This window comes from Chromobacterium sp. (genome assembly GCF_041912965.1).
In the GTDB taxonomy this organism is placed as follows: domain Bacteria; phylum Pseudomonadota; class Gammaproteobacteria; order Burkholderiales; family Chromobacteriaceae; genus Chromobacterium; species Chromobacterium aquaticum.
Map to the genome: position 1 here is coordinate 19,904 of NZ_JAYSGF010000028.1, position 16,629 is coordinate 36,532.

A 16,629-nucleotide genomic window follows, 5' to 3' on the forward strand; every position below is an offset into this window, starting at 1 on the left:
CGGGCGCGGCTTGGGTTAGGTGTGGAAGGTAATGGTAGGCGCAAAAGGGGAAGGGGTGAAGCGTAAGGACAAAACAAAAAAGCCCTGATTGCTCAGGGCTTCAATGTCTGGTTCTGGCGGAGAGGGAGGGATTCGAACCCTCGGTACGCTCGCACGTACGCCTGATTTCGAGTCAGGTACATTCGACCACTCTGCCACCTCTCCGACTCAGAGTGGGGCATTCTATTGGGAGCGGGTTTGCCTGTCAATAGCCTTGTCGCAGCTAGCCATAAAAAACGCCGCCCGGAGGGCGGCGCATGGAACGGAACAGGCTTTGCTCAGTGCTTTTTCAGCTCGCCTTCCCACTTGGCCACCACCGCGGTGGCGATGGAGTTGCCCACTACATTGGTGGCGGAGCGGCCCATGTCCAGGAAGTGGTCGATGCCCAGCAACAGCAGCAGGCCGGCTTCCGGAATGTTGAACTGGGCCAGGGTGGCTGCGATCACCACCAGCGAGGCGCGCGGCACGCCGGCCATGCCCTTGGAGGTGAGCATCAGGATCAGCAGCATGGAGATTTCCTGGGCCAGCGTCAGATCGATGCCGTAAGCCTGGGCAATGAAGATGACCGCGAAGGTGCAGTACATCATCGAGCCGTCCAGGTTGAAGGAGTAGCCCATAGGCAGCACGAAGCTGGCGATTTTGTTGGAGCAGCCGAAGCGCTCCAGCTGTTCCAGGGTCTTGGGGTAGGCGGCTTCGGAGCTGGCGGTGGTGAAGGACAGCAGCAGCGGTTCGCGCATCATGCCCATCAGCTTGAGTACGCGCGTGCCGATGAACAGGCCGCCAGCCAGGATCAGCAGGCCCCACAGGATGCCAATGGACAGGTAGAACTCGGCCATGAACTTGCCGTAGGTGGCGAGGATGCTCAGGCCTTCCTTGGCCACGGTGGCGGCGATGGCGCCGAATACCGCCAGTGGCGCGAACAGCATCACGTAGCTGGTCACTTTCAGCATCACGTGGGCCACCACGTCTATGGTGTCGATCAGCAGCTTGGCGCGGTCGCCCAAAGCAGCCATCGCGCAGCCGAAGAACACCGAGAACACCACGATCTGCAGAATCTCGTTGGTGGCCATCGCTTCAAACACGCTCTTGGGGATGGCGTGGGTGACGAAGTCCTTCACCGACAGCGCGCCGGCCTGGATGCCGCTGGTGGCGTGGCTGTCCGGCAGCGGCAGATTGAGCGCCATGCCCGGCTTGAGCAGGTTGACCATGATCAGGCCCAAGGTCAGCGACATCAAGGATGCGCTGATGAACCACAACATGGTTTTGCCGCCGATGCGACCCACGGTCTTGGCGTCGCCCATCTTGGCGATACCCACGATCAGGGTGGAGACCACCAAGGGCGCGATGATCATCTTGATCAGGCGCAGGAAGATGTCGGTCAGGATGGAGATGTTGCTGGCGAAGGCCTTGATGTCGGCTTCGCTGGCGGCGTTCTCGCGGTAGAGGTAGCCGGTGATGATGCCCAGCACCAGGCCGATCAGGATCAGCCCTGTGAGTTTTTTCGACTGCATTGAGAAGTTCCTACCTTTATTTAAGCGCGTTTTGATAACAACAAGACATGTTCGAAATGAAACAATGCCGGGGCCGGCCCGGGGGTGGAGGGCAGCCGCTTTGTGTGTCAAGCTTGCCGATGTAGTGATTAGCCTACATTCTTGTTTATTGATTTTATTGGCGTTACTGCCAGTTGTAGGACAGTTGTTGACCTATTTAGGGGTGGGATTATAGTGAATTAGCGAACGCTTGTCTTTGTCGTATTTCGAGTATTGAAATTCGTAGACGAGTGTGTATCGCGACGGGTGATGCCAATGCGCTTGCCGTCGGAATGCGAACCGCCGGCAGGGAGCCGGCGGCGATGGAGTGGTGCTTAGTGGTGGATGTCCAGCGTGACGTCGCCGCGCTCCTCGGCCACGGTCTCCAGTATCTCCAGGATGGTGGCGTAGAGGTCCACGCCCAGCGCTTTGCGCGCTTCCTCGGTTTCGCGCCAGACGATTTCGTAAGCGCCTTGCACGTCATTGGCCAGGCAGTCGTACAGCGCGTCCAAATTGCGGCCGAAGTGAGCCGGCAGCCTGAGCTGGCGGATCAGCTCATCGAACAATTGATCCAGGCTCTTGATGTGGTGCAATTCGCAAACTCTCACTGACATGACGGCACCTCGATGAAGCGGTTGTAATGGTCCACGCTGACGAAACGCTGGCCGCCGCGGGCGTAAACGATGCGGTAGGCGCCGCGCTTGCCTCCTTTATAGTTCAGGTCGGCTTCCTGCCATTGGCCTTTGGGCAGGCGTTTCTCGTAATTGCCGAAGCGGTCGCCGCCTATCGATTTTCCATTGAGGCCCGGCACGCTCCACAGACTGCGGCCGGGTTGCCAGCCGGCGTTCTTGGCTTGGCGCTTGGTGATGAACTGCGGCGGCAGTTGGCCGGTCTTGCCAAGCTGGCTCAAGACGGTGCTCAGTTCGTTCTGATTCAGCCGATTGCCGGCCTGCTGATTGACCTGGGCGGCCACCAGCGAGCATTGCGGCAGCGCCCAGGCGGCGGGCGCGGTGATCAGACAGGCCAGCGCCAACAGGCGCGAGAGATGTGGAAGCATAGAGTTTCACTCCAGGGGCAGGGATTCAACCGGGTAATCAGCGCCGATCAGCAAGGGCAGGATGCGGCGCATGCCGCTGGCGTCGGCGTCGGTGGTGATGAAGCGATAGGCCGGCGTGGCGGCGGGGGGCGTGCCCGGCAGCAGCGATACCACGCGCCGGGCGATGGCTTCGGCCGGATCGTACAAGGCGATGCCATTGCCGGTCAGTTCGCGGATCAGCGGTTCCAGGAAGGGATAATGGGTACAGCCCAGCGCGATGTGGTCGATATTCTCTTCCAGCAGTGGCCGCACGACCGCGGCCACCCGTTCGCGGGTGCGCGGGCTGTCCAGCTCTCCTGCTTCCACTTGTTCCACCCAGCCTTCACCAACGCGGCGTAGCACTTCAACATGGCCGGCGTGAGTATCCAGCAGCTTGCGCACCCGTTCGCTTTGCAGCGTGGCCTGGGTGGCCAGCACCGCGATGCGGCCGGTGCGGCTCATGGCCGCCGCCGGCTTGATCGCCGGTTCTATGCCCACCACGGGAATGCTGAGTTCGCGGCGCATGGCGGCGATGCCGGCGGTGGTGGCGGTGTTGCAGGCCACCACCAGCAAGGTGGCGCCCTGTTCTTGCAGGTAGCGGCCCATTCTGACGCTGCGCGCGGCGATGTCGCTGTGGCTGCGTTGGCCGTAGGGGCAGTAGGCCTGATCGGCCAGATAGGTGATGCCCCAGCCGGGCAGCGCGGCGCGCACGGCCTTCCATACCGAAAGGCCGCCGAGGCCGGAGTCGAACATCGCGATCATGATGCGTGGGTCAGTTGTTCTGGATGACGATCTTGGGGAATTTGCCGGAGAAGTCCTGGGCCTTTTCGCCCACCTTCACCGCCACTTTACGGGCGATGGCCTTGTACAGGTCCGCCACTTGGCCGTCGGGGTCGGCCGCCACCGTGGGCGTGCCGCTGTCCGCCGCCAGGCGGATGCCCATGTCCAGCGGCAGCGAGCCCAGCACATCGACGCCGAAGTCCGCCGCCATCCGCGCCGCGCCGCCTTCGCCGAAGATGTGTTCGGCGTGGCCGCAGTTGGAGCAGATGTGGATGGCCATGTTTTCCACCATGCCCAGGATGGGAATGCCCACTTTCTGGAACATGGTGACGCCCTTGCGCGCATCCAGCAGCGCGATGTCCTGCGGCGTGGTGACGATGACAGCGCCGGTGACCGGCACTTTTTGCGACAGCGTCAGCTGGATGTCGCCGGTGCCCGGCGGCATGTCGATCACCAGGTAATCCAGATTATCCCAGCGGGTGTCGTTGAGCAGCTGTTGCAGCGCCTGGCTGACCATGGGGCCGCGCCAGACCATGGCCTGGTCCGCGTCCACCAGATAACCGATGGACATGGTCTGCACGCCGTGGCTTTCCAGCGGCTTCAGGCTTTTGCCGTCCGGGGTTTCCGGGCGCTGACCCTGCAAGCCCATCATCAGCGGCTGCGATGGGCCATAGATGTCGGCGTCCAAAATGCCGACGCGCGCGCCTTCCGCGGACAGCGCCAGCGCCAGGTTGGCCGCCGTGGTGGATTTGCCGACGCCGCCTTTGCCGGAGGCGACGGCGATCACGTTCTTGACGCCGGAGAGCAGCGGCACGCCGCGTTGGGCGGAGTGGCTGGTGATCAGGCTGCCCACGCGCACGCTAAGCTTGCGTTGCTCGGCCAGCGGCGCCAGCGCGGCCTCGAAGCGCTGGCGGACGGATTCGTGCTGGCTGTTGGCCGGATAGGCCAACACCACGTCCAGCGACAGTTCTGCATCGCTGATCTTGATGTTTTTCACCGCCTTGGCGGCGACGAAGGGTTTGCCGGTGTTGTCGTCGATCAGGCTGGACACGGCTTCCAGCACTTGCGCATCGCTGAGTGACATACTGTTTTCGGTTCCCGTTGAGGACTGGAAAAGGCGGGTGAGTTTGGAGAGCATGGGGAGGACATCCGTTGAATCTTTGGCTGTCCGGCAGTTTACCCCAACTTGCCCGCGCTGGCATCGGCGCGGGCGGGAAGGGCAGGCGTGGTCGGGAGGGAAAAACGCTCGAGACCACCAGGTTTCGAGCATTTTTGCCGGTAGCGTTTATTTGACCACGTTGCCGGCGACGTTGAGTACATCCCAGGTGCGGGCGAACGGCGGCGCGTAGCAGAAGTCCATCATGCCCAGCTCGCGCGCGCTGACGCCCTTGGCGATGGCCACCGCCAGCGCGTCCAGCCTATGCACCACATCGCCGTTGCGGCCTATCATCTGCGCGCCCAGCAAGCGCTGGCTGCCGGTTTCGTAGCAGAGCTTGACGTGGACTTCCGCTTGGCCCGGCACGTAGTTGGTGTGGTTCTTGTCCTTGACCAGCACGCTCTGGCAATCGAAGCCAGCGGCGCGCGCCTGCGCTTCGGACAAGCCGGTGCGCGCGGCGTCCAGCGACAACACCCGCACCGCGGCGGAGCCCAGGGTGCCCGGGTAGGCCTGGCGGCCGCCGGCCAGGTTCTCGCCCACCAGCCGGCCCAGCTTGTTGGCTCCGGTGGCCAGCGCCACATAGACCGGCTCGCCGGTCAACTGATGCGGCGCGGCGGCGCAGTCGCCGGCGGCGTAGATGTCCGGCAGGCTGGTTTCGCCATAGGCATTGACCACGATGGCGCCGTTGCCCAGCCGCTGCAGGCCGGCGTCGGCGGCGAAGGCGGTGTTGGGGCGGATGCCTATGCTCAGCACCACCAGATCGGCCGGGTATTCGCCGCGCTCGGTGAGCACGCTTTGCACCGCGCCGTCGCCGCGCAGCGCGGTGACGGCCTCGGACAGGTGCAAGGCCACGCCGTGTTCGCGCAGCTCTTGCTCCATCAGGCTGGTGATTTCGGCGTCGAAGGCGTCCGGCATCACCCGTTCCGCCAGCTGGATCAGCCGCACGCGCTTGCCCAGGCGGACCATGGCTTCGGCCAATTCCAGGCCGATGAAGCCGGCGCCGATGATGGCGACCTCGCGTACCTCGTCGCGGGCCGCGGCCGCGCGCAGCGCCAGGCCGTCCTCCATCACCCGCAGCGTGTGCACGCCCGGCAAGTCCAGGCCCGGCAGCGGCGGGCGGATTTCGCTGGCGCCGGTGGCGATCATCAGTTTGTCGTAAGCGGCGTCGAAGGCTTTGCCGTCCGCCAGCCGACGCACACGCACCCGCTTGGCCGCGGTATCTATGCTCAGTGCCTGATGTCCGGTGTGCACGCGGATATTGCGCTTGGCGAAGTCTTCAACGCTGAGTTCGGCCATATGGCCGGGATCGTCGAACTCGCCGCCGACGAAGTAGGGCAGGCCGCAAGCGCCGAAGGAAATGACCTCCGACATCTCGTAGACGTCGATTTCGGCTTGGGGCGCGCTGCGGCGCGCCTTGGCCGCTGCGCTCATGCCGGCGGCTTCGCCGCCGATGATGACGATTTTCATAGTGTGTTCCCGTCCGGTTTGTTGCTGTGCCGCAGTGTGGGGCAGTTGGCGGCTCTAATGGAAAAACCGCCTAGTATGCTGGATTTACAGGCTGTAAATAGGCATTCCCAGGCGGTTTTCAAGGCGAAGTCTCGCGCAGCTGGTTAAGCCATCTCTTCGTCCAGGTTGATTTCGCGGTCGCTATTGAACACCTGCATATCGGTCTGGCCCAGCAGGCGGCTGGTCACGGTGCCGGCGGTGATGGAGCCGCTGACATTGAGCGCGGTGCGGCCCATGTCGATCAAGGGCTCGATCGAGATCAGCAGGCCGGCCAGCGCCACCGGGAAGTCCAGCGCGGACAGCACGATCAGCGCGGCGAAGGTGGCGCCGCCGCCAACGCCGGCCACGCCGAAGGAACTGATGGTGATGATGGCGATCAAGGGTACGATGAAGTGCAGGTCCATTGGATTGACGCCCACGGTGGGGGCGATCATCACCGCCAGCATGGCCGGGTAGATGCCGGCGCAGCCATTCTGGCCGATGGTGGCGCCGAAGGAGGCGGCGAAGTTGGCGATGCCGTCCGGAATGCCCAGCAGCTTGTTCTGGGTGGCCACGTTCATCGGAATGGAGCCGGCGCTGGTGCGCGAGGTGAAGGCGAAGGTCAGCACCGGGATCACTTTCTTGGTCCAGCGCAGCGGATTGACGCCGGCCAGGCCCACCAGCAGCAGGTGCACGGCGAACATCAGCAGCATCGCGCCATAGGAAGCCAGCACAAAGTTGATCAGGTTGACGATGTCGGCCCAGCTGGAACCGGACACCACCTTGGTCATCAGCGCGAACACGCCATAGGGTGTCAGGCGCAGCACCAGGGTCACCATGCGCATCACGATGGCCTGGGCCACGGCGATGAAGTGGCTGAAGCTGGCGAACAGCTCGGGCTTTTTGCGGGCGATGCCGGTGGCGGACAGGCCGATCAGCACCGAGAAGATCACCACCGCGATGGTGGAGGTCTTGCGCGCGCCGGTCATGTCCAGGAAGGGGTTGGCCGGCAGGAAGTCCAGCACCAGCTTGCTAAAGGACAAGTCCTCCACCGTGCTCAGATTCTTCACCAGCGATTCGCCGCGCGCCATTTCGGCGGCGCCGGCGGTCAGGCCCTCGGCGCTGAGGCCGAACAGATTGGCCATCAGAATGCCGGCGCCAGCGGCGAGCATGGTGGTGAACAGCAGCACGCCCAGCGTGGCGGCGCTGATTTTGCCCAGCGAGGAGCCGCCTTCCAGCTTCAGGAGCGCGGCGATGATGGACACCATGATCAGCGGGATCACGATCATCTGCAGCAGCTTCACATAGCCGGAGCCGATGATTTCGCACAGCTCCAGGCAGGCGGCCAGCGCCGGCGAGCCGGGTTGGGCCAGCCATTGCAGCGCTGCGCCGAAGGCGACGCCCAGCGCCAGGCCGGTGAAGACCCGCTTGGTGAAGGAAACGTGAGTGCGTTGCTGCTGCCACAGCAGCGCCAACAAGGCCAGCGTGACGGCTAGCGTGGCGATGACGGTCAAGGTCATGGAGAACCCCTTAATCTATTTGGTTTTGTCGTCAGGTTTCACTGGCCGCCCGGGCCGGCTTGGCATCAAAGCTGAGGAACGGGTTTGGGGGAGGGGCGGCGAGCTGGGCTCAGCGTAGCGACGGCATGGCGCCGGCAGTTTGAGCGAGGTCAGACGAGCTTGGAATCCTGATAAAAAAAGCTTCACCCAGGCCGGACGATGCTCTTGGGGTTCAAGCGCGACCAAGCTGGGGAATACGGCGAAAAGCGGCGATTTTACCGAGATTCCCTGATCTTTACTCATATTAATAAGAATAAGCTTATTGATTGTTTTTCTATCAGCCGCGCCTGCTTCAGGCTGGGGCTGCTTGGCGGAAGGGCGCATTGAGGTGACGCGCGTCTGCGCCGCCTAGCAGGCCTTGTCGGATGAATTGAAGTGATTGGCTTGCAAATCGCTGTTTTTATTGCGTTTGTGGCAAAAATTGCTTTGCGTGCCCGGCGTTCTGCGGGTACAATTGCGCCCCTTTTCGCTTTATTTGGCCCTTGTCCGTCCGGCCGCATGGGCAAGCGCGCCGCTTGCCGGTCTCAGAAAGGCTGCATCTCCCTAATGTCCGCTCCACACGTAAAACTTAGCCGTTCCAATCTATTGTTTCCGCTGGCCCTGGTCTTGTTCGAATTCGCCGTCTACATCTGCAACGACATGGTGCAGCCGGCGATGCTGGCGGTGACCCAGGAATTCATGGTCGACGCCTCCTGGGTACCGGCATCGATGACCGCCTTCCTGCTGGGCGGCGCGCTGCTGTCCTGGCTGACCGGACCCCTGTCCGACCGCATCGGCCGCCGGCCGGTGCTGTTGTTTGGCGTCGCTTACTTCACCGTGTCCTGCCTGGCCACCTACCTGGTCAGCTCCATCGAGGCCTTCATCGCGTTGCGCCTGCTGCAGGGCATAGGCTTGTGCTTCATCAATGCCGTCGGCTACGCCGCGGTGCAGGAAGCGTTTGAAGAAAAAGCCGCAGTCAAGGTTACCGCGCTGATGGCCAATGTGGCGCTGATCGCGCCGCTGGCCGGCCCGCTGGCCGGCGCCGCGCTGATGGAGCTGGCTCCGTGGCGCACCAGCTTCCTGCTGATCGCCGTGCTGTCCTTCCTGGCGCTGTTGGGCCTGCTGTGGAAAATGCCGGAAACCACCCAGCCCAGCCACGAGAAGCTGCCGCTGGCGCGGATGGGCCGCGATTATCTGAAAGTGTTCGGCAACGGCCGCTTTGTGCTGTCCGCGTTGTGCATCCCGTTGCTGGCGTTGCCGTTGATGGGCTGGATCGCCATGTCGCCGGTCTTGCTGGTGCATGATCTGCACATGAGCGCGCTGGAGTATGGCCTGATGCAGCTGCCGGTATTCGGCGGCCTGATCGCCGGCAATCTGGCGCTGGTGCTGGTGGCGGGGCGCTGGCCGCTGGGCCGTTCCGCGCTGATCGGCATGTGGCCCATCGTGCTTGGCCTGAGTCTGATGCTGTCCGGCGTGCTGTGGTCCGCGCACCCGCAGTACTTCATGGTGGCCGGCATGACGCTGATGGCTTTCGGCGAAGGCCTGGCCTTCGGCGTGCTGTACCGCTTCGCGCTGATGTCCTGCGACTCCGCCGGCAAGGGCACGGTATCGGCCAGCATGAGCATGTTGTCCATGGCCGGCTACGCGCTGGGCGTGGAGATGTTCCGCATCGCTTACCAGCAGGCTGGCATGCTCGGCTTCGCCTGCCTGTCGCTGGCCTTCTCTCTGGCCTATGTGCAAGTGGCGCGCCGCACCGTGCGCTGGGCGATGCTGGAGCGCGCGCAGCAGGCGGAAACCAAGCAAGCGGAGCTGGCCGGCCAGGGTTCTTGATCTCGGAGCCCGCTGTGCGGACAAAGCCCGGCCCGCGGATGCGGCCGGGCTTTGTCATGATGGTCGTCGTTTCCCGGAGATCCGCCGTGACCGCCGGGGGCGACTGCCTCTATAATCGATCGTTTCAGATCGCACCTTTGGAACAATCCTAATGAGCAAACGCAAGATTCTGGTGACCAGCGCACTGCCTTACGCCAACGCGGGGCTGCATCTGGGTCACATGCTGGAACAGATTCAGACCGATATCTGGGTGCGCTTCCAGAAGATGCGCGGCCACGAATGCTATTACGTCTGCGCCGACGACACCCACGGCGCCCCCATCATGCTGGCGGCGGAAAAACAGGGCATCACCCCGGAACAGCTGGTGGACAGCGTGCGCGAACTGCACCTGGCGGATTCCCAGGGCTTCCTGATCGGCCACGACAACTACTACAGCACCAACAGCCCGGAAAACAAGGCGCTGGCGGAGCAGGTGTATCTGGCGCTGAAAGCCGACGACAAGATTGCCTGCCGCACCATCGAGCAGCTGTTTGACCCGGAAAAGCAGATGTTCCTGCCGGACCGCTTCGTCAAGGGCGAATGCCCCAAGTGCAGTGCCAAGGATCAATACGGCGACAACTGTGAAGTCTGTGGCGCCACTTACAACCCCACCGAACTGAAGAACCCGTACTCGGCGGTGTCCGGCGCCAAGCCGGTACTGAAAACCTCCGAGCACTACTTCTTCCGCCTGGGCGAATGCGCCGATTTCCTCAAGCAGTGGACCGGCGGCAGCAGCGTGCGCGCCGATGGCGTGACCCAGCCGCACTTGCAGCCGGAATCGCTGAACAAAATGAACGAATGGATCTCCGGCGGCCTGCAGGACTGGGATATCAGCCGCGACGCGCCGTACTTCGGTTTCGAGATTCCGGGCGCTCCTGGCAAGTATTTCTATGTGTGGCTGGATGCGCCCATCGGCTACATGGCCAGCTTCAAGAACCTGTGCGAGCGCAGCGGCCTGAATTTCGACGAGTGGTTCGGCAAGGGTAGCCAGGCCGAGATGTACCACTTCATCGGCAAGGATATCCTGTACTTCCACGCATTGTTCTGGCCGGCGATGCTGAACTACTCCGGTCTGCGCGCGCCCACCGGCGTGTTCGCCCACGGCTTCCTCACCGTGGATGGACAGAAGATGTCCAAGTCGCGCGGCACCTTCATCCAGGCCAAGAGCTATCTGGATTGCGGCCTGAATCCGGAATGGATGCGCTATTACATCGCCGCCAAGCTCAACGGCCGCATCGAAGACATCGACCTCAACCTGAACGACTTCGTTGCACGGGTGAATTCCGACCTGGTGGGCAAGTTCGTCAACATCGCCAGCCGCTCCGCCGGCTTCATCGCCAAGCGTTTTGACGGCATGCTGGCCAGCCAGGTCAGCGACGGCGACATCCTTGCCAAGCTGCAAGCCGCCGCCGATGAACTGGCCGCCGCCTTCGAGGCGCGTGAATACGCCAAGGCGCTGCGCGACATCATGGCGCTGGCCGACGTGGTCAACGCCTACGTGGACGCCAACAAGCCGTGGGAACTGGCCAAGCAGGAAGGACAGGACGCGCGTCTGCAGGAAGTCTGCACCGTGTTGATCAACGCCTTCCGCCTGCTCACCATCTACCTGAAGCCGGTGCTGCCCAAGCTGGCCGAGGGCGTGGAAGCCTTCCTCGACGTAGCGCCGCTGGGTTGGAGCGATGCCAGCAGCTTGCTGCTGGGCAAGAAGATCAACGCTTACCAGCACCTGATGCAACGCATCGACCCGGCCCTGATAGACAAACTGATAGAAGCGAACAAACAGAATATGCAAGCCACCGCAGACACTCCGGCCGCGGCTCAATACGAGCCGCTGGCCGAAACCATCAAGATCGACGACTTCGCCAAGCTGGACCTGCGCATCGGCAAGGTGCTGGAGTGCAACTTCGTCGAAGGCTCGGACAAACTGCTGCAGTTCACCGTGGACCTGGGCTTTGAGAAGCGCAACATCTTCTCCGGCATCCGCAAGGCCTACCAAGAGCCGGAAAAACTGGTGGGTCGCAATGTGGTGGTGGTGGCCAATCTGGCCGAGCGCAAGATGCGCTTCGGCGTGTCGCAGGGCATGATTGTTTGCGCCTCTGGCCAGGACGACAGCGAAGGCTTGTTCCTGCTGGACGCGGACCAGGGCGCCAAGCCCGGCATGCGCATAGGTTGAGCCTTAGTTCCTAATCCCGACTGTTCTTTTTGCTAGTTGGGTCCCACGGCCCCTGCTGTCATATTGGCATGCAGGGGCCGCGTCATTTCGCGGCCCCGAAACCTTCACCGGGCTGTCATCTGCGACTGTTACAGTCATCGCAAGTCAAATGCGACACATTCTCGGGCAGCTGGCGGAACTTCTGAAAATATGGTATGTCTCTAGATGAAATGAATTTTAAACAACCCAAAAACAAGAAAAAGGAATGAACCATCATGAAAATTTCTCAACTGAAACCCGGCTACAAAATCCTTGAGCACAAGGACAGTGGTTCCACCATGCATTACGAAGTAGTCAGCATCCGACAGGTGGGCAAGATGTTCGAAGTCACCTTCAAGTCCGCCTTGGGCCTTGCCAGCGCGCTTTATCCAGCCAATGCCTTCATCCAGGCTGCCGCCTGATGCCATCCCCCTGCGTTTGTCCATTCCATTGCGCAGATTACAGATGAAGCCCCGCAAAATGCGGGGCTTTGTTTTTGCGCCCAGCCTCGATTGATCCTTGCAAAAAACTCAAATCACACCAGTTGACGTTTCAATGCAAATTGTTCATGCTGTTCGCATTTGATGGCGAGAGCAAACGTGCCGCAACGAGCAAAACTGATACTGGAAGTCATCATCAATTTCCTGCTGCCCTGGCTATGCTACCGCTATGGCGAGCCGCGCTGGGGTGAAGCCGGCGCGCTGATGTTTTCGGCGTTGCCGCCGATATTATGGAGCATGGCCGAGTTGCTGCGCTTCCGGCGCGTGGACGCGCTGAGCTTGCTGGTGTTGTTGGGCATAGCGTTGTCCTTGCTGGCGATGCTGTTAGGTGGCGATGCGCGCTTGCTGTTGCTGCGCGAGTCCCTGGTCACCGGTCTGATAGGCTGCGCCTTCCTGGCGTCTTTGCTGATTGGACGGCCGCTGGTGTTTTATCTGGCGCGCGCGACCCTGGCTCGGGAATCGGCGCAGGGGCGTGAACGTTTCGAGCGTTTGTGGGGCTTGGATGGCTTCCGCGGAGCCATACGGCAGATGACCTTGTGGTGGGGGCTGGGCCTGAGCCTGGAGGCGGGCGCTCGCGTTTACATGGCCTGGACCTGGAAAGTGGAGCGAGTGCTGTTGGTGGCGCCCTTCATCAGCTATGGCGTGATGGGCGCCTTGTGCTTGATGACCTTGCTGTACCGGCGCCGGATGCGCCGTGCCGCCGAAGCGGCCTTGGCCGCTTCTTGAACTCGTTTGGCTTTGGATAAAAAAAAGGGGCCGCATAAGCGGCCCGAAGTTCCGTGATGAACACTTAGGAGGAAAGACACGGCTGCTTGGTGTGCGGCTTCGCTGGCAGTCGAAGCCACAGCGGCAATGTCTTCCAAAATGCACAAGATCGCGCCCGCATCGGCAGAGCCTGTTGGCAGACAGGCGGCTGACTTCTCGGGCCGCAGTTGCTCGGGGAGAACAACTGCGCTGACCTTGAGTTCACTTTAGACGGTCTTTGTTGATCAGGTATGTGGCGGCTCGGATCAACTGTTAATAAATATGAATCATCTTTGTTCGAACAGTATTTTCGAGGCAGAGTGGTTTTTTCTAAAACGGCTTGACGGCATGAATCCCACAGGGTATAGTTCACTCCTCTGCACGAAACACGGCAGACAGATCAGACGCGGGGTGGAGCAGTCTGGTAGCTCGTCGGGCTCATAACCCGAAGGTCGTAGGTTCAAATCCTGCCCCCGCAACCATAAGCAAGCGCTAAGGCCAACTTTAAAAAGTTGGCCTTTTTGCTTTCAGATCATGCCCACGTTGATCCTTGGGGCGGTCCCTGTCCTGCCGAAATCCTTCTTAGAACCTGTTCAAAGTCTGCTGAGCTCCAGCGATACGGCGTTGAAACCGCGCTCAAAATGCTCATGTACCATTTGTACACTCCACTTTCTCAGCCGTTTTCGCCTTGTCTCGCTCTTGTTCGCGAGACTTTGAACTGGCTCTTAGTGATTGTGTGGGGTTTGGTCATTGTTTTGCTGGGCTTGTGGATGTTCTTGCATGGGGATAACTAATGTACGGAATAAGGCTTAGTAAAACATTTCATTGCGAGAGGAGGGCTCTCTATGCGCTGGGCCAATCCTGCGATGTCACGGTGCTAATGCCATATCAAAGAAGAGCCTGCGCGCAGATTGCCAACGCGCAGGCCGCTGGGATTGCATGAGCCGACATGGTGCATCACGCTGCGCCTAGCCGTTGCGCGGCGCTGAGCCAGCAGAGTACAACAATCCGCTGTCTACATGACTTTGCTTCCCATAACAAAAACCATTCCAGCAGAAAACACGAATAAAGAGTTACGCTGCTGTGATTGATGGGCTTACGCCTTATCATTGTGTCTAGTCACGACAAAATCCTGGGTGCTGACTGCACCACCATTGCAGCCATTCATCGTGAGACATGGTTTTTCTTGGCATGGGTGAGATGGCTTCATATTCTTCGTCGTTGTGAGATTCAATCGGCGAAGAAATGAGCTCACCTTCCATTGTCTGAGCCCCCGCATTGTCATCATTGTTTGCATATACGGTAGGAGTACGTATTGCTAAAAAAATGACTATATAGATACTCGCTTTGGTCATGGCTTTTGCCTTTGAATTTAAGTTTGATAAATTAAATTTTAGTTTCGTTTTTAAGTTTTTCAGAACTGAAATACACCTCCTCTCGTCTGTTTGCAATGGGGCACTGCATGGATTTTTATGAGAAAAAAAAGTTGTATGTCTATGCATGTGGCTCGACCCCCGATAGAGCTGATGAACGCGGGTCGGTCTACGTTCAAAGTGCATGTTTATTAGCATCTAAATTCAAGAGTAAGTTTGTTTTTAATTACTTATGTTGTTTTTGACTTCTGCGTGGGTTTTGGGATTGCCCAGAAGAATAAATCTTATCTGCGATTTTTGACTTTACCGCCTGCGCTCAGGGGTTGTGGCTCCGCCTTTTTGATGCCGCATTAAAATAAGGGCGACGATAATTTTGATTAATGTTTGAACATTACTGCTGGCCGGCTACGGCTTGTAACTGTCTATTAGTGCAGTTTTTTTCTGAATTCCGGTGTAAAGTTTTTTGGCTATATATCGACTGAATTTATGTTTTCATTTAATTATTTATTTTTTTAATTTATTCTTTTCGCATTTTTTGGTTCGCTGTATATAAATCCCTGCACTTGATTCCTATCCTTTTCTAAGCTGGAATCAATGATTTCCGCCAAGTAAAATCCTATCGTATCCCCTGGGTGTGGCTTGTCTGAGTAGTGATTTTTGTCACTTAAAATGGAAGGCTTAAGCCTGTGTGCGGAGCAATGGTCCAACGACTAAGTCTCTAAATGACAATGGGATTTTAAGGCTATGCTTAATGCTTCGGGCCTTTCTATGGTGGGGATCAATAACTGGAGCTATTCATCCAGCTGCGAGGCGCTGCTGGTGAAAGGTCAAGGTGAGAGCGGTGGCGGAGATAATGGCAAAAGCGGTGGAAATCGTTTGAAGCGCTGTAGGTAGGGCATTCCATTTGATTTAGCTACGCTTATTTGCAGTTTCCGAAATCGCAAGCTTCAGAAGCGGGGAGGGTAACGGTGGGAATGGTGATCGGAGGTTGGGTCGCGGCAGTGGCGGGGTGAGCTTGGGTTGGAAATGTCATTAGCAAGTTAATTCTTATTTGATAGTATGAACATTTTCATACATTTGTATTTTGGGTCCGGATGATGAAAATTCAACGACCCGTTTTATGTCTATGGAATAATTTTTCCGATTGCGTTGCTCTGAATTGAGACGCATCAGTTGGTGAAAGTGTGCATTTACCGCTAAACCCGTGGGTTTGCCGCAACATCGAGCAAGGCGATGACTGGCTGAGCTGAGGCCGCCGCCAGGTTTAATGGTCCGGATTGCATGTTCCGCTTCTGGGTCGGTGCCGCGCTGACTTATAGTGGTTTCATCCATCGCATTCAGGAGCCGCAGCATGCGTATTGCCGTTTTTGACACCAAGAATTACGACCGTCACGCGCTGCAGGCAGCCAATGGCAAGCATGGTCATCAGTTGCAGTTCTTCGAGCCGCGCTTGAACCTGGACACCGTGGGTCTGGCCCAGGGGTTCGACGCGGTGTGCCCCTTCGTCAACGACAGATTGGACGCCACAGTGGTGGCGAAGCTGGCTGCTGAGGGTGTGAAGCTGGTGACGCTGCGCTGCGCCGGCTACAACGGCGTGGATCTGGCGGCTTGCCGCCAGCACGGCATCGCGGTGACCCGGGTGCCAGCCTATTCTCCGCACGCGGTGGCTGAACATGCCTTTGCTTTACTGTTGGCGGTGGTGCGCCGTATTCACAAGTCCTACACCCGGGTGCGGGAGATGGATTTTTCTCTGGATGGACTGGTGGGCTTCGATCTTCACGGCAAGACCATGGGGGTGTTGGGCGCCGGCCGCATCGGCCAGGCCACGATGGCCATCGCCCGCGGCTTTGGCATGCGGGTGCTGGCCTATGATCTGTATCCCAATGCCGGGTTGGCGGCGAGCCTGGGCTGCGAGTTCGTGTCCTTGGACGAAATCTGGAGCCAGGCGGACGTGATCAGCCTGCATCTGCCGCTTACGGCGGACAGCCGGCACCTGGTCAATCGCGATACGCTGGCGCGGATGAAACCGGGCGCGGTGTTGATCAATACCAGCCGCGGCGGCCTGGTCGATACCGCGGCGCTGCTGGAGGCCTTGAAGGCTGGTCGCTTGTCCGGCGTGGGCCTGGACGTGTACGAGATGGAAGAGGGCGTGTTTTTCGAGAATCTGTCGGAAAGCGGGCTGCAGGACGATCAGTTGGCGCGGCTGCTGACCTTTCCCAATGTGTTGGTGACTTCGCACCAGGGTTTTCTGACGCGCGAGGCGCTGATGAATATCGCCGACACCACCTTGGGCAATGCCGGCGCTTTTGAGCGGGGAGAGGCGTTGGTCCACGCCATCTCCGCCTAGTTC

14 protein-coding genes and 2 tRNA genes are annotated in these 16,629 nt (G+C 59.7%); 6 read left to right on the forward strand and 10 right to left on the reverse strand.

Annotated elements, in window-relative coordinates; translation table 11 throughout:
* Positions 1-114 precede the first annotated feature (114 nt).
* The 8 genes from ACE3QM_RS15170 to ACE3QM_RS15205 form a co-directional block, all read right to left on the reverse strand.
* Positions 115-204: transfer RNA gene (locus tag ACE3QM_RS15170), tRNA-Ser, on the reverse strand.
* 113 nt (positions 205-317) lie between these two features.
* Positions 318-1,550, reverse strand: a complete 1,233-nt coding sequence (locus ACE3QM_RS15175; protein WP_048409920.1) for a dicarboxylate/amino acid:cation symporter — start codon at positions 1,548-1,550, stop codon at positions 318-320.
* Between the two features lie 353 nt (positions 1,551-1,903).
* Positions 1,904-2,182: a barstar family protein gene (locus tag ACE3QM_RS15180; protein WP_048409919.1), complete on the reverse strand. Its 279-nt coding sequence runs from the start codon at positions 2,180-2,182 to the stop codon at positions 1,904-1,906.
* Positions 2,173-2,625 carry a ribonuclease domain-containing protein gene (locus ACE3QM_RS15185; RefSeq protein WP_374423022.1) on the reverse strand — a complete coding sequence of 151 codons (453 nt, stop codon included), beginning with the start codon at positions 2,623-2,625 and terminating at the stop codon, positions 2,173-2,175. Before ACE3QM_RS15185 ends, ACE3QM_RS15180 begins: the two co-directional genes overlap by 10 nt.
* 6 nt (positions 2,626-2,631) lie before the next feature.
* On the reverse strand, positions 2,632-3,405 hold the full coding sequence (gene murI, locus ACE3QM_RS15190; protein WP_374423024.1) for a glutamate racemase: 774 nt from the start codon (positions 3,403-3,405) through the stop codon (positions 2,632-2,634).
* 10 nt (positions 3,406-3,415) lie between these two features.
* Entirely contained in the window at positions 3,416-4,507 is a 1,092-nt protein-coding gene (gene apbC, locus ACE3QM_RS15195; RefSeq protein WP_374423027.1) for an iron-sulfur cluster carrier protein ApbC, read from the reverse strand.
* 201 nt (positions 4,508-4,708) lie between these two features.
* The gene (locus ACE3QM_RS15200) at positions 4,709-6,046 is read right to left on the reverse strand and encodes a CoA-disulfide reductase (protein ID WP_374423029.1); all 1,338 of its coding nucleotides are present in this window, start codon (positions 6,044-6,046) and stop codon (positions 4,709-4,711) included.
* A gap of 143 nt (positions 6,047-6,189) precedes the next feature.
* Positions 6,190-7,584 carry an L-cystine transporter gene (locus tag ACE3QM_RS15205; protein WP_048409914.1) on the reverse strand — a complete coding sequence of 465 codons (1,395 nt, stop codon included), beginning with the start codon at positions 7,582-7,584 and terminating at the stop codon, positions 6,190-6,192.
* 585 nt (positions 7,585-8,169) lie between these two features.
* On the opposite strand from ACE3QM_RS15205, the gene ACE3QM_RS15210 reads away from it, so the two are divergent.
* The 5 genes from ACE3QM_RS15210 (at position 8,170) to ACE3QM_RS15230 (ending at position 13,388) form a co-directional block, all read left to right on the forward strand.
* Positions 8,170-9,432: an MFS transporter gene (locus ACE3QM_RS15210; protein WP_048409913.1), complete on the forward strand. Its 1,263-nt coding sequence runs from the start codon at positions 8,170-8,172 to the stop codon at positions 9,430-9,432.
* A 151-nt stretch (positions 9,433-9,583) separates the two neighbouring features.
* On the forward strand, positions 9,584-11,644 hold the full coding sequence (metG, locus tag ACE3QM_RS15215; RefSeq protein ID WP_374423032.1) for a methionine--tRNA ligase: 2,061 nt from the start codon (positions 9,584-9,586) through the stop codon (positions 11,642-11,644).
* A 254-nt stretch (positions 11,645-11,898) separates the two neighbouring features.
* The gene (locus ACE3QM_RS15220) at positions 11,899-12,084 is read left to right on the forward strand and encodes a hypothetical protein (protein WP_019103612.1); all 186 of its coding nucleotides are present in this window, start codon (positions 11,899-11,901) and stop codon (positions 12,082-12,084) included.
* 177 nt (positions 12,085-12,261) lie between these two features.
* Positions 12,262-12,888, forward strand: a complete 627-nt coding sequence (locus tag ACE3QM_RS15225; RefSeq protein ID WP_374423036.1) for a VC0807 family protein — start codon at positions 12,262-12,264, stop codon at positions 12,886-12,888.
* 423 nt (positions 12,889-13,311) lie between these two features.
* Positions 13,312-13,388, forward strand: a tRNA-Met gene (locus ACE3QM_RS15230).
* Between the two features lie 633 nt (positions 13,389-14,021).
* Here ACE3QM_RS15230 and ACE3QM_RS15235 read toward each other — a convergent pair.
* A complete protein-coding gene (locus ACE3QM_RS15235) occupies positions 14,022-14,408 on the reverse strand; it encodes a hypothetical protein (protein ID WP_374423038.1) in 387 nt (128 codons plus the stop codon).
* A gap of 918 nt (positions 14,409-15,326) precedes the next feature.
* Positions 15,327-15,632 (reverse strand): hypothetical protein, encoded by a 306-nt coding sequence (locus ACE3QM_RS15240; RefSeq protein ID WP_374423040.1) that lies wholly within the window; start codon positions 15,630-15,632, stop codon positions 15,327-15,329.
* Here ACE3QM_RS15240 and ACE3QM_RS15245 point away from each other — a divergent pair.
* The gene (locus ACE3QM_RS15245; RefSeq protein WP_231461207.1) at positions 15,631-16,626 is read left to right on the forward strand and encodes a 2-hydroxyacid dehydrogenase; all 996 of its coding nucleotides are present in this window, start codon (positions 15,631-15,633) and stop codon (positions 16,624-16,626) included. The genes ACE3QM_RS15240 and ACE3QM_RS15245 overlap by 2 nt on opposite strands.
* The last annotated feature ends 3 nt before the right edge of the window (positions 16,627-16,629 follow it).